The sequence below is a fragment of the Lysinibacillus sp. BPa_S21 genome (assembly GCF_023337795.1).
GTDB lineage: Bacteria > Bacillota > Bacilli > Bacillales_A > Planococcaceae > Lysinibacillus.
The window spans coordinates 333,284-356,265 of sequence record NZ_JALIRS010000001.1; the positions used below are offsets into that span (position 1 = coordinate 333,284).

Consider the following 22,982-nt stretch of genomic DNA (forward strand, 5'->3'; position numbering starts at 1 on the left):
GAAGTAGGGGTTAACATAAGGAGGGGCGGTATGAACACACAGGAGTTTGAAGAATTATGGATTACTCTAAATGAATTGTATGAAGCGAATCGCTTTATAGAATATATTGAATTAAGTAGCGCCGCAATTGAAAGCGCTATTACGCTTGGTATGCATAAAAAAGCAATCCGTTTATTACGTTTTCGTTGTGCAAGCTATTTTCAAACAGGTGATTTACAGGTTTCCATTAGTGTGCTTGAACAATATCGTGAATTAACCTTTCAATATGGCGATGATATCGATTTAATCCATCATTATATTTTAGCGGCAGTCTATTGGGGGACATTTGGCCATTTAAAAAAATCAAAAGAATTTTTGGTCAAGGGCCTAAAGATTGCCGAACGTGTTCAACATATAGAAAGTATAGGGAAAATTTATAATAATTTAAGCGACTTAGAAAACTCTTTTGGAAATTACCAAATAGCGAAGGATTTTGCATTAAAGAGCTTGTACTATGCTAATTTTTTTGAGACCAAACATGAAAATCCGTATACAGGGATTATGTATTCAAAAATAAACTTAGCTGTCGCTCAAATTTGGTTGGAGGAGTTTGAAGAAGCGGATGAATTATTGCAAGAACTGCTGGCGATGATTCAGAAACCACCTTATTCCAAGTTACAATTAGAGGTTATGAATGCCTATGCATTACTGTGTGAAAAGCAGGGACGCATTGGTGAGGCCATCGATTTGTATCAAAAGTCAAAATATTATGCCTTACAAAATAATGATTTATCAATGCTTCAAACGATTTATAATTCTTTAGTACAGCTAATAGAAAAGCAAGGTAATAAAATTGTATTGTGCGCGATACAAAAGGAATATATTGACATTTTACTAGAAATTCAAAGGGAAAATTATACACATTTATTATTTGAGATGGAGTACAATGACCAGAAGAAACAACTTGAAAAAACTTCTTACATTGATCCATTAACGAATATTTATAATCGACGTTATTTTGATGAGAATGCAGAAAAGATGCTGGAGAAAGCTGCAGAAGAAAATCAGCAATTAGCATTACTGATGATTGATTTAGATCATTTTAAAGAAATTAATGATACAAATGGTCATTTATTTGGTGATGATGCTTTAACGATTACTGCCACGACATTAAAAGACTATTTCCAGTCATTTGAGTCAATCGTTGGCCGTTTTGGCGGGGATGAGTTTATTGTGCTTTGTCAATTACAGAAAGGCGAATCTCTTCAAACGATGACGGAAGATCTTTATCAATCATTAAACTCTCTGTCCTTAACAATCAATGATGAGACCGTTCAGTTGGAATTTAGTATTGGCGTAAGTACGAATAAACAAGGCCAGATTGCCACTGTCGAGGAGCTGATCCAAAATGCGGATACAGCACTTTATACGTCCAAGCGCAATGGTCGTAACCAAATTACTGTTTTTGATCATTACAGTGATGCGGAAATCGTAACTTAACAAATCACATGATGGCTAATGATTGATTTAATCTTGTGAGATGAATGCGGATGTCCAAACTCCCGTTGAAATAGTGGAACTCCGACCGAAATGACCGACGTCTTGTCGGCCCTCATGTTACTGACGAGGCATAATTGATTAAGGATCTGCTACATTCAACGAATAATCGTTGGAGTTTTGCAGATTCTTTTCTTTTGAAAAATTTTAAATAAAAGTGAATCGGAAATGAAGCGGCGTCCGTCAGTAGTTTAGAAAGAAGGTGAGGACAACAATGGAAATAGAAAAAATTATTGCAGAGCACGGTGATTATTTACTAAAGGTTGCTTATTTATATGTGAAAAATGAAGCAACAGCTGAGGACATTGTGTAGGATGTGTTTATCGCCTTTTATCAAAAGCAAGAGCAATTTCGTCAAGAATCATCATTACGTACATATTTAGTAAAAATGACGGTCAATCGAAGCCATGATTATTTGCGGAGCTGGAAAAGTAAACGACTGACACTCTTTGAAAAAATAACAGGGCGTACAACGACAGTCACGCCTGAAAAAGAATTTCTTGCTAAGTCCACAAAACGAGAGCTAGTGGAAGCTCTGTTTACATTATCTGTGGCCTATAGGGAAGTATTGATTCTCTATTATTTTGAAGATATGACGACAGTAGAAATTGCACAGCTTGTATGTTGTCCAGAAGCGACCATACGTACAAGATTACAACGTGCAAGAAAGCAGCTTGCAACAGCAATCGGAGATTATGATTGGGAGGTGTTACGCCATGAATCAATTTAAAGAAGATGTGCTACAAGAACTTCAAGACGTAAAGCTTACAGATGAAAAAAAACGAATGATTGCCCAGAAAGCTCGTAGTAAAACGAAACAAAGAAGAAGTAGTCCGTGGCAATATCGCGTGGTGCTAGCAACGTTTACGCTTTTTGTCATTGGTTTTAGTTATTTATTATCACAGAATAAAAATTCAGGAAGACATCAGGCAACAAGCTTACAGCAAGAAACAGATACATGGAGTATATGGACATTTTTACAATATGACTTAGTAAGAGGTATATTAGTTTTTAGCTTTATGGTGGGGATTGCTTTTTTTATTAAATGGGTGTTAATAAAAAAAGGATATGGCCTACCAGTGTGCATTGAGTGTGGGGAAACTTGGTCAGGAAAGCATGCTCGAAAAATGTACCGGAAAAATGGACAGCTCGAATGTCCTTATTGTGGGAAAAAACAATATCGCACTAAAAAATCGATGCAAATGAGTGGTATTTTAACGTTTCCGTTTCCATTTATGGTTTTCATGCATTATGTTTTTTCAAATATTACGATCGGAATCATTTTCTATTTACCTAGTATTATTATTTATTATCGTCTATTAGCACCATATGTTTTCGATTTACAAGAGGATGATCCTATCAACGATCCGCTTTGGTAATTTGTTGAAGGGGATTGCTAGTTCACTATAGTAATTTTTCGAAATAGATTGACAACAGTTTTCATTTGCTTTATCTTTGTGTTAACTTATTTACAACATGAGTTAACGTACAAGGGGAGGCAGTTTAGTTTGAAAAAGAGTAGTACCTATAATTATGTGTTAGCGGCATTTGGTGCAGCGATTATTGCTGTTCTTGCACAAGTAAATATTCCGCTTCCACTTATTCCAATTACAGGACAAACATTAGCAGTTGGCTTAGTCGTAACAATTTTAGGGACAAGAGTTGGTACTTTATCGGTACTGCTTTATATTTTACTTGGTGCTGCAAGCATCCCGGTATTTACAGGTATGTCGGGTGGTATTGCTATTTTAATTGGTCCAACAGGTGGCTATATCGTTGGCTTCCTTTTCACAGCAATTATTATGGGGCTATACTTAGATAAATTTGGTATTACGTTTGTCCACGCAATTATTGCTAATATTATTGGGATGGTTGTAACGTTGGCATTTGGGGCGACTTGGTTAAAAATCGTCGGAGATTTATCTTGGACAGCCGCATTTATGGGTGGAGTGGCGCCATTTATTGTTGCAGGTATTGTGAAAGCTGTTCTGGCAGCATGGTTTGGTGTAATTGTTCGTCGCCGACTAGAGCGAGCTCATTTAATTTCTTTCAGCGGGATCCAAACACCCGCTGAACAGAGGAACTCAGTCTAAGAACGCCACGTCCTGTGGCAATTTATCTGTGCGAAAGCGAAGCGACAGCAACACGGTTTTAACTGTGCGAAAGCGAAGCGACAGCAACATGGTTTTAACTGTGCGAAAGCGAAGCGACAGCAACAACACACGACTGAGGGACCAACATTACGTTGGTCTAATGCCTCCGGCGGATGTCACGAAGTCGTAAGGAGTTCACAGAGGATGTTAGCCTAAAATCATCGTATCCATGCGATAATGGCTAACTGACCTGCATCCGGCAGGCCTAAGCACAAGGCTGATTCCGGACGCAATTATGTCGGGGCATAATTGATTAGAAGCGATGGCATAGGAGGGATTGTTTTGGCGACGTTATGGACAGGTGGAAAAATCTACACGATGGCACAAGTTGACGAAACAGTTGAAGCAGTTCTTGTAGAAGATGGTAAAATTGTGGCGACAGGCTCGGTAGAGAGCTTGTCGCCACAAGCTACTTCTATTCAATACTTACAAGGAAATGTGATGTATCCAGGGTTTGTTGATAGTCATTTACATATTATTGGCTATGGGGAGAAATTAAAGCATATTGATGTATCGAACGTCAAAAGTAAAGATGAACTACTAGCCATTATCGGTGAACGGATGTTAGAAGTTTCTCCTGCTGAATGGGTGATTGCGATAGGTCTTAATGAGACACAATTTAAAGATCCTATTTTCCCAACTTTAGAGGAGATTGATACTTTAGGAGAAGCTCATTTAATTATTAAGCGTAGCTGTCATCATTTAATCTTGGCTAATTCCAAAGCACTTGCATTTGCGGGAATTACAAAGGACACACCATCACCCGACGGTGGCGTAATTGATAAGGTGGATGGACAACTAACAGGGGTTTTAAAGGATGCAGCATTATATATGATTGTTAACCATATGCCTCATATTACACCTGAGTATATCGAGGATGCTCTTGAGAAAGCAGTAAGATCCTTACAATCATATGGCTTAGTAGGTGGTCATTCTGAGGATTTAAGCTATTATGGACCACCATCTCAACCAATAAATGCTTTTCGAAAGATCGTCGAGTCCAAGCAATCGTTTAAAGTTCATTTATTACAACACCACGCAGTATTTGTGGAAGTTGTTAAGATGGAAGAAACATCTTCTTCCTATTTAGAGTTTGGTGCAATGAAGATCTTTATCGATGGTGCCTTTGGAGGACGTACTGCTGCCCTACGTGAACCGTACTATGATGAGCCAGGTAATTATGGAATGCTTGTACACTCAACAAATCAATTAGAGGAATATGTTCAACTAGCACGTAAATATGGACACACAGTGGCAGTGCATGCCATTGGTGATTTAGCCATAGAAACAATTTTAGACGTATTTGCCGCCTATCCGCCTTGCGAAGGTCAATTAGATCGTGTAATTCATTGTAGCCTGGTCGATAGCGGTATTTTAGAAAAGCTTGCTGCATTGCCTGTCGCGGTGGATATGCAACCGCAATTTGTGCAGGGAGAGTATGCAGCAGAACTAGCTAGGCTAGGGGAGGAACGAGCAAAAGGCTTGCATCCATTAAAATCGTTGCTAGATCGTGGATTAGTTGTTGCAGGTGGCAGTGATGCTCCGATTGAAGTACCAAATCCTTTATTTGGTATTTATGCTGCAGTAACAAGACGGAACTTTGGAGAATCTCATCGTGGGTACGGTCCAGAGGAGAAAATTTCCCGCTTTGAGGCAGTACAACTCTATACTATAGGAGCTGCACAAATAATAGCCCAAGACCATGTTCGAGGGAAGATCGAGAAGGGCTATACAGCAGACTTCACTATTCTAGAAGAAGATCTTTTTACGATAAATATTGAAAATATACCACAAGTAAAAGTCGCAAATACGGTTGTGGATGGCCGTATTGTTTATGAAAAACGCTGTAAAGAATAAACCTTTACAGCGTTTTTGAGTTCAACAAAATAGCAAGGAATTAGCTCTTATGAAGCCAAAAGATACTATTCCCTTATTAGGAGTTACTGTCTATCGGACAAATTTTTCACTTGATGCTCCAGTGTTGTTAAATGATCTACCTTTTGCTGTAGAGTTCCTTGAGGAGGCATTGGAGCGGTCGATTTCATTTTTTTGATCATATTAATCATCACGAAAAAAACGGAGAAGAAAATGATAAGAATGACGGTTGTGCTAATAATATCTCCAAGGTTAAACATTGTTTGTCTCATAATTATTTGCCTCCTTAAATTGTATTGATTTTATTATTTACTGTGTTACGTACAAAAAAGTTTCAAGAAAATGTTTATAGACACTATAAATACAGAAATCTTATCATTTTTCCATGCATATTATATGGAACAAATTGTATTTATAGAGCGGAAAATAATTTGAAATAAATGGTTTAACATATGGTATAAAAGTGCTTATAAAAATCGTAAAGTTGCTTAAGATAGGGGATACGATAGGTATGACTGGGGTGAGTATATGCACAAAGCGGGACAAGTAATGCGAAGAGCCGTCTACAATATTTATATGTATCGCGCCGATTATTTACAGGTTTTCGCAATGATTAAATTATTTCAGTTTTTATTAATTGTTCCTTTGACAGCTATCGTATTTAAACTAATGCTACGTATAACGGGTTACACACATATTACCGAGGAGAATATTCAAAGTTTTATGGTGCATCCCTTTGTTATCTCGATGATCATTCTTTTGATGATGCTCATATTGCTATTTGTTTATTATGAAATGGGCTTTCTTTTTTTAATGGCCTTTTATCAACAACGGGGAATTCGTTATCGATTTCTACACATTTGGCAGCAACTTAATCGTAAGGTTTTTTCTTTTTTTAGTTTTCAGGTTATTATTTTCTTTATTTATCTTGCACTCTTATTGCCTTTATTTTTAGTTTTATTTCCACTAACGGTAACTCAAGTAATGTCCATTCCACATTTTTTGACAGATGAAATAATGAGCAGTCGCTCGGGACGTTTATTATATGCTGTTGTTGTCGTTATATTAATAATAGTGGGGGTACGTAGCATTTTGGTATTTCCGATCTTTACAACCCAGCCCAAAATATCATTCGTGCGTTCATTAATAAAGAGTTGGCGTTTTTCATCTCGAGGCTTGCTGGAACTCATCGGAATATTAGCTTTGCTTGTTACGGTTCATTTACTTGTAATGCTTGGAATTAGCTTTATAGGTACTCTGCCATTATATATTTTGGAGCGTTTGATGCCGGGTACAGCACTTGTCACAGCGGGGATTACTCTCGCTTTTTTAGAACTGGTCTTCATCATATTATTTAGTTTACTGCAAGCAATGTTTGCACAAGTTATGGTAACTTTTACTTTTAATACACCTGTTTTAGGTAAGTCTTGGTTGACACCTAAATATAAAAGAAGGCGTTATAAACCGTTGTCTTTCATCGTTTTGGTTGTTTTCATCGTCTTAAGTGTGATGAATATTATTTCGTTAGAGAAAAGTGTCTATGCACCAGATACTAAAATTATTGCTCATCGTGGCTACACGGAGGGGAATGTGGAAAATACGATAAGTGGTCTTGTAAGCGCAGCAAGTGCTGGTGCAGACTTAATCGAGGTAGATATTCAGCAAACGGTAGATGGACAATTCGTTGTATTTCATGATCGATCGTTAAGAAGACTTACAGGTAAAAATGGTGTTATCGCCAACATGACACTCGGTGAATTAAAAACGTTAACGATTCATGCAAATGGCTTTAACGACAAAATTTCATCTTTAGATGATTTTATTGAAATAGCAAAAGCCCTAAATGTTTCCTTACTAATTGAATTGAAAGTTCATGGTAAAGAGACGGAAGATGTATTACCTAAATTAGTAAAAAAACTTAAGGCTTATAAAGTTCTCGATAGGTATTATGTGCAATCTGCAGATCCACAAATGATGTCGCAATTAAAAAAATTGGCACCGAATTTACGTGTTGGAATTGTCTATGCTTTAAATATTGGGCCGATGGATGAAACAGTAGATTTTATTTCTCTTGAGGAAGCTTGGGTAACTGATCAGCTAATCTCAGAACTGAAGCAACAAAAAATTGATTTGTTTGTCTGGACATTAAATAAAGAACGATCGTTACACGAATTTATTAGGAAAAATGTCAATGGAGTCATTACGGATCTCCCTGATAAAGCTTTGGTTATACGAAAAAAGCAAAATGAGCATGAATACTTTTTACAGCGTATACTTCATCTACTTCAATTCATGTTCTAAAAATATATGTCTGGATTAAAATTAACAACTGACTAAGCTCAATACCCGCGGAAGAGAGTGGAATACCCGCGAAAGAGGATGGAATACCCGCGGAAGAGAGGTAAATACCCGCGAATGAGAGTGGAATACCCGCGGAAGAGAGGCAAATACCCGCGAATGAGAGTGGAATACCCGCGGAAGAAAGGCAAATACCCGCGAATGGTGGAATACCCGCGGAAGAAAGGCAAATACCCACGAATGGTGGAATACCCGCGGAAGAGAAACAAATACCCGCGATTAGTGAGAATGAACAACATACTCAAAGCCGTGATTCTTTTAGGAGTAAGAATCACGGCTTTTTAGTGACATGATAAAAAAATATTGGCAATGTTGTAACCTTTTTCTTTTCAATTCGACTACTACTATGAATTCGTGAAATGAAGGAGATGCTTTTTTATGAAAATGACGAAAGTCGTACCATTTGCTATGTCAGCATTATTAATCGGGGGCGCTGTTGTGGCTCCAACTGCATTCGCAAGCGAAGGAGAAACGGTTGTGACGAACTCTACTGATAATAATGAGCAAAATCCACAAGTTCAACCTATTTTTGTTAAAATAGCTGGAACAATTGACAATGTTGAAAAACGTGAGGATGCAACTTATTACACTGTTAAACAAGATGAAAACACAAATGTTTTTGTCGTAAATGACGATACACTAGTTTTCGATAATACTGGAAAAGAAGTTAAACTACAAAAAGGTGATAAAGTAATGGCTTACTCATATGCAAATAAGCCAATGATTACGATCTATCCACCGCAATATACCCCAGAGGTAATTATTGTTGAAACAAAAGAAATGGGATCTGTTGAAGTAGACTTCTTCAATAAGGAATTAGTAAATACTGATAACAATTTAAAACTAAATGTTGGAAAAGAAACAGAATTACTTAGCCAATCTGGTAAGAAAGTAAAGGCTGAAGATTTAGCAGAACAACATTTACTAGTGTTCTACACAATCACAACAATGAGTATCCCAGCACAAACACCTCCGACAAAAGTCGTTGTTTTAGATTCGATTGAACAGGTACCAGGTGAAGTTGATCCTGGTGAAACGGATCCGTCTATAGCTGCTGTACAGGAAATTATGAACAATGACTTTTATGAGGTGGACGGTACTAAAATGGTACCACTACGTTTAATTGCCGAAGAGTTAGGCTTTAAAGTAGAATCAACAGGAAAAGGCGCTATTATCTCTAAAGGCGCATTATCTTATACAATTACACGTGATCAAAAACAATATGGCTATAATAAAGCACTTCGTTATTTTAAAGTTGCACCAGCTTTATTAGAACCAACAAAAACATATGTACCAGTTGAATTTGTTGAGGAATTAATGAAATAGAATGTTTACACCCCTTCATGGCGTCGAGCTGTGAGGGGGATTTTATGTTTACTTTGAATTGATCTGATTATGTGTATTTGGAGATATCCCTAGTTATTCTAAAATAACTAGGTAGAAAAAAATCGTTTAAAGTAGAAAGTATTATTAATAACTTAGACGAATTTGATTATTTAAGTATTGACTTTTGTTGAATGGTTATTTAAAATTCAAACAAATCCACAAGAAAACAGGAATATTTAGTTGGATTTGTGGATTGTGTTGGATTCTACTAGTGTTTGGAGTGATCGTGAATGTCCCTTTCGTTTGAGGAACGCAAAAAAGTAATTTTAGATATTTTAGATTTAGAAGGTAAAGTAAAAGTAAGCGATGCGGAACAAATATTAAACGTTTCGGGCGAGACAATACGTCGAGATATGGATCGTTTAGAGAAGGAAGGGCTTCTACACAAAGTCTATGGGGGTGCCGTGAAGGCTAAAGAAAAGTATGAGCGGACATTCGAGCAGAAAACATCACTTAACAACCTTGAGAAAAGAATGATATGTAAGACTGCAGCTAGTATTGTGGAAGACGGAGACGTTATTTTTATTGGTCATGGTACCACAGCCTGTGAAATTGTTCGTTTTTTAAGTGATAAACCAAATGTAATAGTGGTGACGAACTCTCTCCCTGTTTTATCACTAGCGGCAGAATGTTTTCAGGGCAAGGTCCTTTTTGCGGGAGGTGAGTATGAACATCAACAAAAATTTTTGGGTGGTCCATTAGCTGATTTATTTTTCAATCAATTAAAGGCGAATAAAGCATTTGTAGCTGCTGGTGGAATATCATTAAATGATGGAATTACAGATTTTGATATTACTGGGGCGGCCATTTCTAAAAAATTAATTGAACGTGCTGAAAATACAATTATATTAGCGGATCACACAAAATTTGGGCTCACTACTTTTGCACATATTTGTCATTTGGAAGATGTCTCCATGATCATAACAGACGAAAAAAGTTCTACACAATGGCAAGAAAGATTAGCTCAAAAAAAAGTAGAGCTATTAATAGCAAGTGACGTATAGGAAGGTGGAAAAGTCTCTGCTACACCTATGGAAGTCATTAGAGAATTGAAGAAAAGGATGGTTATTTTCATGAATCAAGTAGAATGGATTATTTTTGACAAGGATGGAACTATTATTGAAATGGATTCTTTATGGATATCATGGGCAAAAAATGTATATCTAAATTTAACTGAAAATTCTGATTTCGAAATTAAATTTACATTGCAGGAGTTTTTAAAAAGTATAGGTGTAAACAATAATGGTACCTCCATTGATCCAACAAGTCCATTAGCTATTGGAAGTATACAAGAAGCTGAAACAATTGTAGCTTATTTACTCTACCAACAAAATATAGCTTGGAGTAAGGGCGTGACATTAGCGAGAGCTGCGACAAGCTTAGCAAATACTCAACAAGAGCATGTAATTGTAAAAGAAATACCGGGTATTCGACAGTTATTAATGGCCATAAAAGATAACGGCATAAAAATGGGTGTAATCACTGCGGATCTGACTGCTCGTGCTGAGGCACATTTAAGGCAACTAGATATTTTATCATTATTTGAATTTGTAATTGGAAGTGATCAAGCCACTCATAGCAAGCCTTCTCCAGATTTGGCAAATGTGGCGAAGGAAAAATACCATATTCCACTCGAACGGACAGTAATGATTGGTGATTCCAATGCCGATATGCTCTTTGCGAAAAATGCAGGCATGCAATTTTCTATAGGCATTATCCCAAAGGAAATATTCCCGAAAGATTATTTACCAGATGCAACAAAAATTATTGAATCCTATGATGAATCATTAGTAACGATGTTTGTAAAAAAGGAATGAACATATGGACAAGCAGTTAATAGCCAAAATTACTGAATTAGTATTAGGGGAAATTTCCCGAGTTTTTAAATATTGTTGAACATTATAATATATTAAATGATCATGAATCGCCATCTAATTTGAAGAAATATTAGATGGTTAATACATAATAAAATTTCATAGAAATCAGGTTGCATCACTTTTGAAATGGATCCATTTCCATAATTCTCTTTAAATAGCAAATAGATTTCTGTACAATAAAATAATTAAATTCAGATTCTAAAGGAGAACTATATGAAGCAAGCTTTAATTATTGTGGATATGCAGGAAGCATTCTTTTTGGATAGTGAGAATTACTTATTTGATGTTGAGAAAGTGTTACATAATATTAATATGTTAATAACTTCGGCACGAAATAGTGATGTTCCGATTATTTTTATCCAGCATACGGATTCAAATAAAGACGATGATTTTGCGTTTGGCAAGCCAGGCTGGGATCTATATCACGGACTTCTACGACAACCAGGGGATAAAGTGATTGAAAAAACAACGTGGGATGCTTTTTATCAAACTGAATTAGCGCAATATTTACAGGAAAAACAAATTGAGCAGCTTATTTTCGCGGGTGCTCAAACAGAGTTTTGCCTCGATACGACCATTCGCAATGCCTATAGCCGTGGATACCATCATAATATCTTAATTGAAGGTGCGCATACCACCCTAGATAGTCATGTATTAAATGCACAGCAAATAATAAAGCACCACGAGTCTGTTTGGCACAATCGATTCGTGAACATTCAGCCACCAACTTTTTTCAAACTAACTAAAGAAGAGTTACAATGATGATCGTAAACAGCCAAGAATTTAAAGTTAATGAACTTCATTATACAATTAGATCTGCCAATATCAAAGATGCTCAAGCGTTATCAGATGTAAGGTTACAGCTTGATGGAGAAACGGAAAACTTCGATAGAGAACCAGGAGAAGGCTATATTGATACGCAAGGATTTGAAAAGATCATTCAGGAAGACACAGAAAATCCAAGGAATTTGTGTTTAGTAGCGGTGGTTGATAATCGCATCGTTGGTTTCTCTAGATGTGCGGGGTCTTCATTAAAAAGATTTGCGCATAAAGTAGATTTCGGTGTAGGTGTATTAATGGAGTTTTGGCGCTTTGGAATAGGCAAAAATTTATTAAAAACATCGATAGAGTGGGCAGACACGAATGACATAAAAAAAATGGCATTAACTGTTGTAGAGACAAATGACAAAGCAATTTTGCTCTATAAAAAGCTCGGCTTTGAAATTGAAGGCGTTTTAAAAAATGATAAACTCCTTTCAGATGGCAACTATTATCACACGATTGTCATGGGAAGAATTAAGGCATAATTCAAACATAAACTCAGCTAAGCAAATGCTTAGCTGTTTTTTTCAAATTGGCTACGAAAAAATGACCTGTACATACAATGATCCTTTGCAAATATGTATTGCATATTTGAAATTAACGAAATTACATAGAGTTTGCGATACTTATATCGAGAATTATTAAAAAATGAACTCAAAACAAAAAAAATGTTTGTTTTTAGCTAAAAATGACTTATCTGTAAAAATGCCGTTATTTACAATCACTTCACTGAATTTTCAGATTACAATGAAGGGGAACTAATTATAAGGGGTTGATAGAATGTCAGTAAAGGTTAATCCAAACGTTGAGCTAAGCCACCCATTATCACCATTATCTGAAGTGGAAATTGAAAAAGCTGTTCAAATAGTCAAGGAACAGCAACAGTTGTCTGAACATGTACGATTTATGTCGGTGATGTTACATGAACCTAAAAAATCAGAAGTACTAAATTACAAACCTGGTCATACTGTAGATCGCCAAGTTTTTTTAGTGATTTTAGATGATAAAGAATTGAAAACGTTTGAAGCAGTTGTCAATTTAACTGCAGAAAAAGTTGATTCCTACGAATATATTCCTGGCGTACAACCAAATGTAGCTTTAGAGGAATTTGAGCAATGTGAAGAATTGGTAAAAGGCCACCCTGATTTTGTAGCAGCTTTACAGAAACGTGGCATTGACAATCCTGATTTAATCATGGTGGATCCTTGGTCAGCAGGAAATTTTGGCGTTCAGGAACATGAAGGTAAACGTTTACTTCGTGCGATTTGCTGGCAAAAACAATCACTAGAAGATAACGGCTATGCTTACCCTTTAACAGGCATTGTAACGTATGTAGACCTAAACAAAATGGAAGTTTACAAAGTAGAAGATCACGGGGTCCGTCCAATTCCAACAACATCAGGTAATTACCATCCTGAAGTTGATGAATCCATTGTGTTTAGAAATGACTTGAAACCATTGGAAATCATTCAACCTGAAGGTCCAAGCTTTACAATTGAAGGTAATTTGATCAAATGGCAAAAGTGGAGTTTCCGCTATGGATTTACACCACGTGAAGGCCTTGTATTATACACAATTAATTACCATGACAAAGGTAAGGATCGTCCAATTCTTTATCGTGCAGCATTATCGGAAATGGTAGTCCCTTATGGTGAACCAACATTTTCGCATAACACACAAAATGCTTTTGATGCTGGTGAATATGGAATGGGTCAATTAGCCAATTCGTTAGAACTAGGTTGCGACTGCTTAGGCGAAATTCATTACTTTGATGGTGTTGTAGCTGATGTTAAAGGAAATGCGCGGACAATCAAAAATGCGATTTGCTTACACGAAGAAGATTACGGGATTGGTTGGAAACATACAGATTGGCGTACTGGCCATGTAGAAGTACGGCGCTCACGTCGACTAGTGATTTCATTCTTCTGTACTGTTGGAAATTATGATTACGGCTTCTATTGGAGTTTCTACCAAGACGGTACGATTGAAGCGGAAGTCAAACTAACAGGTATTTTAAACACTGGTACATGTGAAGATGGTATCCAAACAAAATATGGATCAGAGATTTCTCCAGGATTAAACGCATCACATCATCAACACTTCTTTAATTTCCGACTTGATACGATGTTAGATGGTGAAAATAACTCAGTCGTTGAAACAGAAACCGTATCAGAAACATTGGGAGAACACAATCCTAATAGCAATGCTTTCTATCCTGTTTCACGTATCTTTAAAACGGAGAAGGAAGCTCTACGTAATTTAGATTTAAAAACGCAGCGTACTTGGAAAATTATTAATAAAAACTCACTTAACCGAGTGAATCAACCTGTTGGATATAAAATTTTGCCTGGCGAAAATTGCTTCCCATTTGCTCATGATGAAGCAAGCGTTATGAAACGTGCTGGATTCCTTAAACACCATTTACACGTTACGCAATTTGATGAAAATGAAAAATATGCAACAGGTATGTATCCAAATCAACATGCTGGCGGAGATGGGCTTCCGAAATACGTTGAGAATAACCGTTCCATTGATGATGAAGATATCGTCGTTTGGTACACAATGGGCCATCATCATATCCCGCGTCCTGAAGATTGGCCTGTCATGCCAACTGCATACATCAATTTCCAATTGAAACCCGTTGGATTCTTTGATCGAAACCCAGCGATAGACGTTCCTAGACCGGACAAAAAATGTCACACAACTTCGTCTTGTCATAAGCAATAAAACTCTTAGAGGAGTGATTATATGCTACCATTCCTAAGCATGCTGGTGATTGTAACCTTTACGGTCATCACTAACCGTTTATTAAAACAGCGTTTTGCTAATCATGGCATGACCAAGTGCTGTATAATGCTGATTTCTATGACAATGAGTACTGCTGTTGGGATAAATATGGCTACCTGGATTTCCGATATGGTACTAGGTGCAATAGTATCTATTATTATCTCTATTGCATTAGGCTATTTATTGTCAACTGGCTTACCAATGTACCTATTCATGGAAAGTGTAGGATCTAGTTTTATGGGAGCAATGATGGGCGTGATGCTCACATTAATGACCACTCAATTTTTAACGTTAAGCATTATCTTTTTTACAATGATGTTTATTGTAAGTGCTATCATTTCTATCGGTGTATGGAATCGTGAGATGTTTCCTATCTTTCTAAAAGCCATTCCAAAGCATATTTACATTGTGGCTGGTTTAATGATTTGTGTACTAGTTTTAAGTAGTTTTGAGATTCAACATGAGGTACCTGTAAAAGAAGTACAACAGCATCACAATCATCATTAAAGGGGTCGATAATATGGTAAAGGTAAATGTTAAACCGAATATTGAAGAATTTGGCATTCAGTTTAAAAAGAAATATGACAATTTTATTGGTGGTGAATGGGTAGCACCCGTAAAAGGAGAGTATTTCGAAAATAGTACGCCTATCACGAAAGAAGTATTTACACGTGTAGCTCGTTCAACAAAAGAAGATGTAGAACTAGCATTAGATGCCGCTCATGAAGCCCAAAAAACTTGGGGGAGAACACCTATAGCAGAACGGGCACGTATCTTACTAGCCATTGCTGATCGAATGGAAGAAAACCTTGAAAAAATTGCAAGGGTAGAAACGTGGGATAATGGCAAACCGATTCGTGAAACGATGTATGCTGATATTCCATTGGCAATTGATCATTTCCGCTATTTTGCAAGTGCCATTCGAGCACAGCAAGGGCAAGTGACACCTTTTGATGAGGATACAGTAGCTTATCATTACCAAGAACCTATTGGTGTAGTTGGTCAAATCATTGCATGGAACTTTCCTATTTTATTGGCAGCTTGGAAATTGGCGCCAGCACTTGCTGCAGGAAATAGTGTTGTATTAAAATTAGCAGAACAGACGCCGGTATCATTCTTATTCGTAGCTGAACTTATTCAAGACCTATTACCAAAAGGTGTATTAAACGTCATTAATGGTTTTGGTGAAGAGGCAGGGAAAGAGTTAGCTTCAAGCCCACGTATTGCCAAAGTGGCCTTTACGGGTTCTACAGATGTCGGCAAACTGATTATGAAATATGCATCTGACAATCTAATTCCTGTTACACTTGAGTTAGGTGGCAAATCACCTAATATCTTCTTTGAAGATGTCATGGATGCTGATGACGGATATCTAGATAAGGCGATTGAAGGATTAGTTATGTTTGCTTTAAATCAAGGTGAAGTTTGTACTTGTCCATCTAGAGCCTTGATCCATGAGTCTATTTATGATCGTTTCATGGAAAAAGCCATCGAACGAGTAAAGCAAATTAAAGTTGGTAATCCATTCGAACTTGAAACAATGATGGGTGCACAGGTTTCAGAAGAACAACATAAAAGAATTCTATCTTATTTTGAAATTGCCAAACAAGATGGCGCAGAATGTTTAATCGGTGGCGCCGAAAATCACCTGGATCATTTAGAGGGTTATTTTATTAAACCAACTATTTTTAAAGGCAATAACAAAATGCGAATATTCCAAGAAGAAATTTTCGGTCCTGTATTGACTGTGACTACGTTTAAAACCTTCGAGGAAGCGATTGAAATTGCAAATGATACGATGTACGGATTAGGGGCAGCTGTATGGTCACGTAATACAAACGTTACCTATAAAGCAAGTCGAGAGATCCAAGCAGGACGTGTTTGGATTAATACGTATCACCAATACCCTGCTGGTGCAGCATTTGGCGGTTACAAAAAGTCAGGCGTTGGTCGAGAAAATCATTTAAAATCTTTAGAATCATATCAATCAACTAAATGTGTCTTAGCTAGTTACAATGAACAGGCGCAAGGATTCTTTTAATTTAACCTAAGAGTGAAGTGAGGGGGCGGCTTATTGAGTAGCTATTATCCAATCCAACCTGAATTGGTTCAAAAAACGTATTCTTATAGAGAACTGACTCCGAACAACCAATTAAGCCAGGATATCCTATTTTATTATGAGTTTGAACCAATAGGCATAAATAGTGATATTCATGTTATTCCTGATGCTTGCCAGGATTTAATGTTTTATATGGGCAAAGATCAAAAGGTTGTCTTAGGGAATACCCCGACTACACGTGAAATTTATTCATTTACCCCAAAAGGTAAATATTTTGGGATTCGTCTAAATCCAAAACAAACAGTTATTCAATACAATTGCGCATTAAAACAAATTGTTCAACAACCGTTTGTGAATATTGAAGTAGGCTGCACACTGGACGCTAAATTTATACAAGCTATTTTTGAAGCGGCAAATTTCGAACAAAGAGTGCAGATTTGTAATGAGTATTTTGGTTCTCAAAAAAAGGAAAAAAGCTTAGGTGATGAAATTTTCGCAACTTGTTTTGATTCCATTATTGACAATAATGGGCTGTTCTTACCAGATGTCATTCAGCATAAAACAGGTTATTCTGAGCGATATATTCGAGAACTTTTCTACAAAAAAACAGGTTTTGGACCAAAAAAACTAAGTAAATTCATACGTATTCAACTTTTGCTTCAACATTTTTCTTTTGAAGAGACACCTGTAAACATCGACCAATATGGTTACTACGATCCTTCACATTATTACAAAGACTTTAAAAGCTTACTTGTCATAACACCTGCTGAATATATAAAAGAATGTTTAGGTTGGAAAAATATAAAACGAAAGTTTCTATCTTATTAGCCCCTCAAAATTTTCACTCTTTCTTATAAAAAACATACTAATGATAGTATGTTTTTTTTATTTATGAACAATTTTTTTTTCGAAAAAAAACATATCAATTCATTTAACTGCATTTACGATTCGCAACCTTATCTTTATGAGAGTGCAATTATCGGTAGTAAAGAGTATGCAACCATAGAAATAGTGCTGTGTACTGCGGCTTTTGGATTATTAGCTCCAAAATACTGAACAAAACAAATACCAATACATATTATAGAAGCATGAAATATGATTAAAAAGGATGATGTATGATTTCTATAGTAAGAACTGGTACCCTTCCTTGCGAAGAGATACATGACAGTTGGGAAGATGTTGTTTGGGACATTGATCGTTGGGAAAATGACGGCGGTAGAAGTATTGGCAAGAGGCAGGGGTTTTGAAAAAGTGCCTTATATTAAATTTTGATAAGTGGGAGGCAAGCTTGTCTCCCTTTAAATATTTTGAAGGACAAGTTTCGCATTAAAAAATTCTATTGCCTTCCACAATCTTATGTGGAGGGCTTTTTTCATTTGCTTCACCATTCGTTTTCTAAAATTAATAAACTTGTAAGAAATGAGTAAGAAAAAAGAGACAATCGATTCGTACAATTAAAGTACCAAATGAAAGGGGTTGATCTAAATGATACTAATTAGAGGAACCGATCGAATGGCTAAAAATTTTACTGAAGAAGATATTCCATTCTTTAAACAAAAGTTACGTGAATGTTGTGCTCAGAGTTGGAAAACGAAAGGTTACAAATTAACTAGCATTGATACACTTACTATTGAAGTTGGCATATCAACTGAATTTTTTTACAGGCTATATACAACAAAAGAAGAGCTTTTTCTAGAAGTACTGTCAATGATTCAACATCAATTGAAAGAACAATGGTACTCTATGATACAGAATGACTCAGGTATGGAAGGGTTTAAAAAGGCTATGAACTGGCTTTTTGAAGAGTATGCAAAGCATCCTACATTATATAATTTCAACAATCCAGATTATCATTTGTTTTTAAAAAAGCTACCTAAAGAAAAAATTGAAAATCTAAGAGAAAATGATAAGAATATTTTTTTTGAAGTTTTAGAGCGTTCAAATCTGGAAGTTAAAATTTCAAAAGAAAAAGCATATGGAATCTTTAGCACACTTTTATATACCGCAGCGATGAAAAAAGATTTAATTTATAACAAATGCGAAATATTCAATTTTCTACTCGATAGTTCAATGTATCAAATTTTTGGAAATTCGACTTCTTTAGCAAACAAAAATCCTTCTACTTACATTGTGTAAACTAACAGAAACAAACATTAAAATTGGGGGAATTTACTTTGAGAAATTTAATAGTAGATATCTTGCAACAAAATAGCACTATAGGAATATTAAGCTACATATCAATTGGACTTGCACTAGTGGTATTTATTATTGGCTTGATTTGTATTTTAAAAAAGAAAAAATACGGCATATATGTATTGGCTTCCAGTTTTTTGCTATTAGTAAATCCAGCTATTGATTTTTTACTCAAATAATTCTAACGGAGGTAAACTAAAATGATTAAACAATTAGATGCTGCTTTGAATAAGGTGAATAAGAAGGTCGGGGTAAATGTGAAAACGCCGAAAGTAACAAAATCTAGACTGAAATATAGTAGGTATTTTACAACTGTTGTAGGTGTAGGAGGATTAACATTAGGAATTGTTGGTCCATCGAAATCGTTATTAGTTCTCGGGACAATAAGTATTTTAAGCTCTATTGCTACGACCAATGAAATTAGAAAGATTTAGAATACTGAATTGTGCCAGATCAAGGGAATAATAAAAGCGGCTTGGGCCCGGTATTAAAGGCTCAGGTCGTATAATCGTAGCGATATCAATCGCATAAAATGATTTCTTGACGTTTGTTTATAAATATTTAATTATATGAATAGGGAATTGAAACTTTTTCCATTGATAAACGTATTAAATAAGAGAACACTAGGAGGTGAAAATTTTGGAAGAAAAAGTTCAGGGAAAACAAAAGAATGAGTTAGTCGAATGGATAAAGGCGATTGTATTCGCTTTATTAGTGGCGTTTGTCATCAAACAGTTTTTATTTACGCCAATACTCGTAAAAGGTGCTTCTATGATGCCGACACTGGAAGACAAAGACCGTGTTATTGTTAATAGAATCGGTCCGAAAATTAGTTCGATTGACCGATTTGACGTTGTTGTTGTTGAAAATGTTCTTCTTAACAAAAATGAAGAAGAAAATATTATTAAACGTATCATTGGTCTACCAGGAGATAAAATCGAGTATAAGGATGATCAATTATACATAAACGGAGAGAAGTTCAGTGAACCTTATTTAGATCAATTCAAGAAGGAATTAAAAGACAAGGGATCACTCACTTATAATTTTACGCTAGACCAACTTTTAGGTGAAACAACGGTACCTGAAGGACATTACTTTGTATTAGGTGATAATCGTCGTATAAGTAATGATAGTAGAAATCCTAAAGTAGGCTTTATCCCTAAAGAAAAAATAATGGGTACAACAAGTATCATCTGTTGGCCGATCAAGCATATTGATCTCAACTTTAACTGATATATCGAAAGTTTAAAGACTTGATAAAGATGTTACACATGACCACTCTACATGAGTGGTTTTTTTATATTGTGTTAGATCATCATCTGTAAGGAAGGCAAAGCGACGGAAGGAAGAGGCAGAATGACGGAAAGAGGAGGCAGAGCGACGGAAGAAGGCAGAGCGACGGAAGAAGGCAAAGCGACGGATAGCCTAGCCCAAGTCGTGGATAGAACCACCAAAATCGTGGATAGAGCAGCTAAAGTTGTGAATAGAACCGTCAAAATCGTGGATAGAGCCGCCAAAGTCGTGGATAGAACAGGCAAAGCGATGGAAGAAAGAGGCAGAGTGACGGAAAGAAGAGTCAAAGCGACGGAAAGACTAGCCCAAGTCTGGTAAGAACCACCAAACAAAAATAAAAAGATTGAAGCAATTTGCTCCAACCCTTTATATATGCTCAGCTAGATTGAGCAATTTGATTATTTTATTAAAGGAAATTTAATCATTTAATCCTTTACCATCAAGAATGTGCTGTGTGTATTTTTCAATCCTTGACACGCGAGTTTTGGATTGTTTAGGCTGAGAAAAATGTAAAATATATGCCCTTTGTCGTCCTGGCGTCAATTCTTCAAAGGCAGTTTTCAAGGCAGGCATTTCATTAAATTTATTGTGAAGTTCTTCAGGAATGATGTATTCCTTATGCTCTTTCATGGGCACTTCTAAACCAGCTTTTTCTACTTCAATGGCTTCAAGTATATAATCTTTTATGATGCTTTCCATTCCAACTATTTCTTGAACGCTAGTGAAACGAATTTGGCGCGCGGCCTGTACATTTTCCGTTTGTTGAATCAGAACCCCGTGAGTGTCCTTTAACAAAGCACCTTTGTGAAACAGAAGGGCACAATAATCTTTAAAACCATGAATTAACACGATGTTTTTTTTCTCAAGCGTGTAACAAGGATGCATCCATTTAAATTCTTCTGTCAGTTCACAGTCAAGAACGATATTTCTCAACACCGTATATTCTTCCTGCCACTTTTTAGCTTTACTTAAAAATTCATCAACCTTTGGATTCATTTTACTAGTTGTCATCAAGGAATACCCCTCTACATTTTTTTAAATAGCTGATAGCAATTCTCTAATCGTTTTATAATAAAACAATCATTAGTGTCATGTCTAGCTAAAAATAGGGAACTAAAATCGATCATCTCAAAAAAATTGCGAGTAGAGTACACAAATCATAGTGAGCGTCTCTAACCTTTTTTATACTCTTGTTGATTTCTTTATATTATTATACTTCTGTTAGTAGAATATTGAATAAATATTGTGTTTTCTAAACTATAACTGAATAGGGAAAAAAGAAGAAAAAGTTTTTTATTATGCTACTAGGAGCATTAGTATTCGCATTAGTAAATCCAACAAAATCAGAAGCGAAAGTGATGTATGATGGAGCCGAGGTTGTAAAAGAGCAAACAGGAAAAATGACCTTTAAAGGTATACAAGAGAAATCCAGATGGTACATTTGATTCGTTGATGGTAAAACGAAATAACTACGTATGATATTGAGAAATATAATGTCAAAACATTTTACAGAAATTCCAATAAAAATTTGTGCATCTTTCTATAAAAAACCAACTTATATTGATATTAATCGTGATGGTAAATATAATTACAAATTATGTGATAAGTACCCTGGTACAGATCTTAAAATCTTTGAGAAAAGCAGACGTTCGTTATGAGCTAACAGAAAATGCAGAAGCGAAACACACTCGATTAAGAAAAGCTAAACCTGAAATAACGTTTGAAAAGGGAAGCATTTTTTCAATAGTATTGAAATTAACGGTTATCTATTAGTAAGATTCGAGGGAGAGGTCAGATATCTTGGTAAGCTTTCAGTGAATGTATTAAAACCAGTTGGAGATAAGTGATAGATTAGGAATTTTATAAAGTTCTCTTAATAAATAATTATTAAGGGGCATTTTTGGTTCGTTTTTTTCTGAGTTGGCATAAGACAAATAATCCAGGAAGAGGCTTTAATGCTTACGGAGGGAATAATGCGATTAAACTATATGGAAAAATGGGATTTAGTTCAAGAACTGTAAAGATGAAATTACAGTTATAAAAGTAGTTTTGGGGGTTTTTAATTTTGTTTAATAAAGCAATTTGGAAATATCTATTTATATTATACATATTATTGTTGCTTAATTTTGTAGTGATTAAGTTCCACGGAAATATAAACCAACTCGTCGATACAATACAAACTAATTATGAACGAGGACCAGGTATAAATTTAGTTCCTTTTAGGACAATTGAAACTTATATAAGTGATATGAGCTTTGGCGTAGCTTTTATAAATATCCTAGGAAATATCATTCCATTTATACCTTTGGGATTTTTAATACCTATGGCTTTTCCTTCTCAAAGAAAAATAATAAAAACCATGATTTTATGTTTATTTTTGATATGTAGTATAGAGATCCTCCAATTAAGTTTCTTTTTAGGGAGTTTCGATATAGATGACATTATACTAAACCAAATAAGTTGTATTATAGGCTACATACTATTTATAATTTGCAAAAATGTCTTTAAAGAAGTCTAATCACTTTACTTTTCAATGGTTGCTCCATTTTTATTTTGGGTAATTTGCACAATTTGATGGGCCGATCAGTGTCTAGTTTTTAAAAGCCCCAAATCAGCTCCGACTAAAAGAACTGGAATAAGTAA

At 35.7% G+C, this 22,982-nt stretch carries 23 protein-coding genes and 1 pseudogene; 22 read left to right on the forward strand and 2 right to left on the reverse strand.

The features are described 5' to 3' along the window. Positions 1 to 30: 30 nt before the first annotated feature. The 5 genes and pseudogenes from MOK21_RS01605 (at position 31) to MOK21_RS01625 (ending at position 5,546) form a co-directional block, all read left to right on the forward strand. Positions 31 to 1,479 carry a tetratricopeptide repeat-containing diguanylate cyclase gene (locus MOK21_RS01605; RefSeq protein WP_249072191.1) on the forward strand — a complete coding sequence of 483 codons (1,449 nt, stop codon included), beginning with the start codon at positions 31 to 33 and terminating at the stop codon, positions 1,477 to 1,479. Positions 1,480 to 1,750: 271 nt separating this feature from the next. Beyond that, positions 1,751 to 2,266 (forward strand): annotated as a pseudogene (locus tag MOK21_RS01610) (sigma-70 family RNA polymerase sigma factor). Then, a complete protein-coding gene (locus tag MOK21_RS01615) occupies positions 2,253 to 2,915 on the forward strand; it encodes a TIGR04104 family putative zinc finger protein (protein ID WP_249072195.1) in 663 nt (220 codons plus the stop codon). The pseudogene MOK21_RS01610 and the gene MOK21_RS01615 overlap by 14 nt, the downstream one beginning before the upstream one ends. Before the next feature lie 129 nt (positions 2,916 to 3,044). Further along, complete coding sequence (locus tag MOK21_RS01620; RefSeq protein WP_249072196.1) at positions 3,045 to 3,629, forward strand: biotin transporter BioY; 585 nt, start codon at positions 3,045 to 3,047, stop codon at positions 3,627 to 3,629. 342 nt (positions 3,630 to 3,971) lie between these two features. Beyond that, positions 3,972 to 5,546, forward strand: coding sequence for an amidohydrolase (locus tag MOK21_RS01625; protein ID WP_249072198.1), 1,575 nt, complete (start codon positions 3,972 to 3,974; stop codon positions 5,544 to 5,546). 83 nt (positions 5,547 to 5,629) lie between these two features. Here MOK21_RS01625 and MOK21_RS01630 read toward each other — a convergent pair whose 3' ends face one another. Continuing rightward, positions 5,630 to 5,836, reverse strand: coding sequence for a FeoB-associated Cys-rich membrane protein (locus MOK21_RS01630; protein WP_249072200.1), 207 nt, complete (start codon positions 5,834 to 5,836; stop codon positions 5,630 to 5,632). A gap of 256 nt (positions 5,837 to 6,092) precedes the next feature. Between MOK21_RS01630 and MOK21_RS01635 the strand changes: the two genes are divergently transcribed. From MOK21_RS01635 to MOK21_RS01705, 15 genes are all read left to right on the forward strand, one after another. Further along, on the forward strand, positions 6,093 to 7,865 hold the full coding sequence (locus MOK21_RS01635; RefSeq protein ID WP_249072202.1) for a glycerophosphoryl diester phosphodiesterase membrane domain-containing protein: 1,773 nt from the start codon (positions 6,093 to 6,095) through the stop codon (positions 7,863 to 7,865). Between the two features lie 435 nt (positions 7,866 to 8,300). Further along, a complete protein-coding gene (locus MOK21_RS01640) occupies positions 8,301 to 9,248 on the forward strand; it encodes a stalk domain-containing protein (protein WP_249072204.1) in 948 nt (315 codons plus the stop codon). A 290-nt stretch (positions 9,249 to 9,538) separates the two neighbouring features. After that, positions 9,539 to 10,312, forward strand: coding sequence for a DeoR/GlpR family DNA-binding transcription regulator (locus tag MOK21_RS01645; RefSeq protein WP_249072206.1), 774 nt, complete (start codon positions 9,539 to 9,541; stop codon positions 10,310 to 10,312). A 69-nt stretch (positions 10,313 to 10,381) separates the two neighbouring features. Then, entirely contained in the window at positions 10,382 to 11,125 is a 744-nt protein-coding gene (locus MOK21_RS01650) for an HAD family hydrolase (protein ID WP_249072209.1), read from the forward strand. Positions 11,126 to 11,398: 273 nt separating this feature from the next. After that, positions 11,399 to 11,947 (forward strand): cysteine hydrolase family protein, encoded by a 549-nt coding sequence (locus MOK21_RS01655; RefSeq protein ID WP_249072211.1) that lies wholly within the window; start codon positions 11,399 to 11,401, stop codon positions 11,945 to 11,947. Then, the gene (locus MOK21_RS01660) at positions 11,947 to 12,492 is read left to right on the forward strand and encodes a GNAT family N-acetyltransferase (protein ID WP_249072554.1); all 546 of its coding nucleotides are present in this window, start codon (positions 11,947 to 11,949) and stop codon (positions 12,490 to 12,492) included. The genes MOK21_RS01655 and MOK21_RS01660 overlap by 1 nt, the downstream gene beginning before the upstream one ends. A gap of 295 nt (positions 12,493 to 12,787) precedes the next feature. Then, the gene (locus MOK21_RS01665) at positions 12,788 to 14,734 is read left to right on the forward strand and encodes a primary-amine oxidase (RefSeq protein WP_249072213.1); all 1,947 of its coding nucleotides are present in this window, start codon (positions 12,788 to 12,790) and stop codon (positions 14,732 to 14,734) included. 21 nt (positions 14,735 to 14,755) lie between these two features. After that, positions 14,756 to 15,301, forward strand: coding sequence for a hypothetical protein (locus MOK21_RS01670; protein ID WP_249072215.1), 546 nt, complete (start codon positions 14,756 to 14,758; stop codon positions 15,299 to 15,301). Between the two features lie 13 nt (positions 15,302 to 15,314). Then, on the forward strand, positions 15,315 to 16,835 hold the full coding sequence (locus MOK21_RS01675; RefSeq protein WP_249072219.1) for an aldehyde dehydrogenase family protein: 1,521 nt from the start codon (positions 15,315 to 15,317) through the stop codon (positions 16,833 to 16,835). A gap of 33 nt (positions 16,836 to 16,868) precedes the next feature. Beyond that, on the forward strand, positions 16,869 to 17,681 hold the full coding sequence (locus MOK21_RS01680) for a helix-turn-helix domain-containing protein (RefSeq protein ID WP_249072221.1): 813 nt from the start codon (positions 16,869 to 16,871) through the stop codon (positions 17,679 to 17,681). A 657-nt stretch (positions 17,682 to 18,338) separates the two neighbouring features. Then, complete coding sequence (locus MOK21_RS01685) at positions 18,339 to 18,989, forward strand: TetR/AcrR family transcriptional regulator (RefSeq protein WP_249072223.1); 651 nt, start codon at positions 18,339 to 18,341, stop codon at positions 18,987 to 18,989. Positions 18,990 to 19,027: 38 nt separating this feature from the next. After that, positions 19,028 to 19,225: a hypothetical protein gene (locus tag MOK21_RS01690; protein ID WP_249072225.1), complete on the forward strand. Its 198-nt coding sequence runs from the start codon at positions 19,028 to 19,030 to the stop codon at positions 19,223 to 19,225. A 21-nt stretch (positions 19,226 to 19,246) separates the two neighbouring features. After that, entirely contained in the window at positions 19,247 to 19,480 is a 234-nt protein-coding gene (locus MOK21_RS01695; protein ID WP_249072227.1) for a hypothetical protein, read from the forward strand. 205 nt (positions 19,481 to 19,685) lie between these two features. Next, a complete protein-coding gene (gene lepB, locus MOK21_RS01700) occupies positions 19,686 to 20,279 on the forward strand; it encodes a signal peptidase I (RefSeq protein ID WP_249072228.1) in 594 nt (197 codons plus the stop codon). 123 nt (positions 20,280 to 20,402) lie between these two features. Further along, the gene (locus MOK21_RS01705) at positions 20,403 to 20,657 is read left to right on the forward strand and encodes a hypothetical protein (RefSeq protein ID WP_249072229.1); all 255 of its coding nucleotides are present in this window, start codon (positions 20,403 to 20,405) and stop codon (positions 20,655 to 20,657) included. Between the two features lie 99 nt (positions 20,658 to 20,756). Here the strand turns inward: MOK21_RS01705 and MOK21_RS01710 are convergent, their stop codons facing one another. Then, positions 20,757 to 21,350 (reverse strand): YdeI/OmpD-associated family protein, encoded by a 594-nt coding sequence (locus MOK21_RS01710; RefSeq protein ID WP_249072230.1) that lies wholly within the window; start codon positions 21,348 to 21,350, stop codon positions 20,757 to 20,759. A 287-nt stretch (positions 21,351 to 21,637) separates the two neighbouring features. Here MOK21_RS01710 and MOK21_RS01715 point away from each other — a divergent pair, with 287 nt between their 5' ends. Together MOK21_RS01715 and MOK21_RS01720 are read left to right on the forward strand one after the other, a co-directional pair. Continuing rightward, positions 21,638 to 21,784, forward strand: a complete 147-nt coding sequence (locus MOK21_RS01715; RefSeq protein ID WP_249072231.1) for a hypothetical protein — start codon at positions 21,638 to 21,640, stop codon at positions 21,782 to 21,784. Positions 21,785 to 22,404: 620 nt separating this feature from the next. Beyond that, positions 22,405 to 22,857 (forward strand): VanZ family protein, encoded by a 453-nt coding sequence (locus MOK21_RS01720; RefSeq protein WP_249072232.1) that lies wholly within the window; start codon positions 22,405 to 22,407, stop codon positions 22,855 to 22,857. Positions 22,858 to 22,982 lie beyond the last annotated feature (125 nt).

Bases quoted from the DNA above. Each gene is read 5' to 3' on its own strand.
- MOK21_RS01605 (WP_249072191.1), top strand. From the start codon at position 31: ATGAACACACAGGAGTTTGAAGAATTATGGATTACTCTAAATGAATTG.
- MOK21_RS01615 (WP_249072195.1), top strand. From the start codon at position 2,253: ATGAATCAATTTAAAGAAGATGTGCTACAAGAACTTCAAGACGTAAAG.
- MOK21_RS01630 (WP_249072200.1), bottom strand. From the start codon at position 5,836: ATGAGACAAACAATGTTTAACCTTGGAGATATTATTAGCACAACCGTC.
- MOK21_RS01635 (WP_249072202.1), top strand. From the start codon at position 6,093: ATGCACAAAGCGGGACAAGTAATGCGAAGAGCCGTCTACAATATTTAT.
- MOK21_RS01640 (WP_249072204.1), top strand. From the start codon at position 8,301: ATGAAAATGACGAAAGTCGTACCATTTGCTATGTCAGCATTATTAATC.
- MOK21_RS01645 (WP_249072206.1), top strand. From the start codon at position 9,539: ATGTCCCTTTCGTTTGAGGAACGCAAAAAAGTAATTTTAGATATTTTA.
- MOK21_RS01650 (WP_249072209.1), top strand. From the start codon at position 10,382: ATGAATCAAGTAGAATGGATTATTTTTGACAAGGATGGAACTATTATT.
- MOK21_RS01655 (WP_249072211.1), top strand. From the start codon at position 11,399: ATGAAGCAAGCTTTAATTATTGTGGATATGCAGGAAGCATTCTTTTTG.
- MOK21_RS01660 (WP_249072554.1), top strand. From the start codon at position 11,947: ATGATCGTAAACAGCCAAGAATTTAAAGTTAATGAACTTCATTATACA.
- MOK21_RS01665 (WP_249072213.1), top strand. From the start codon at position 12,788: ATGTCAGTAAAGGTTAATCCAAACGTTGAGCTAAGCCACCCATTATCA.
- MOK21_RS01670 (WP_249072215.1), top strand. From the start codon at position 14,756: ATGCTACCATTCCTAAGCATGCTGGTGATTGTAACCTTTACGGTCATC.
- MOK21_RS01675 (WP_249072219.1), top strand. From the start codon at position 15,315: ATGGTAAAGGTAAATGTTAAACCGAATATTGAAGAATTTGGCATTCAG.
- MOK21_RS01685 (WP_249072223.1), top strand. From the start codon at position 18,339: ATGATACTAATTAGAGGAACCGATCGAATGGCTAAAAATTTTACTGAA.
- MOK21_RS01695 (WP_249072227.1), top strand. From the start codon at position 19,247: ATGATTAAACAATTAGATGCTGCTTTGAATAAGGTGAATAAGAAGGTC.
- MOK21_RS01705 (WP_249072229.1), top strand. From the start codon at position 20,403: ATGACGGAAAGAGGAGGCAGAGCGACGGAAGAAGGCAGAGCGACGGAA.
- MOK21_RS01710 (WP_249072230.1), bottom strand. From the start codon at position 21,350: ATGACAACTAGTAAAATGAATCCAAAGGTTGATGAATTTTTAAGTAAA.
- MOK21_RS01715 (WP_249072231.1), top strand. From the start codon at position 21,638: ATGCTACTAGGAGCATTAGTATTCGCATTAGTAAATCCAACAAAATCA.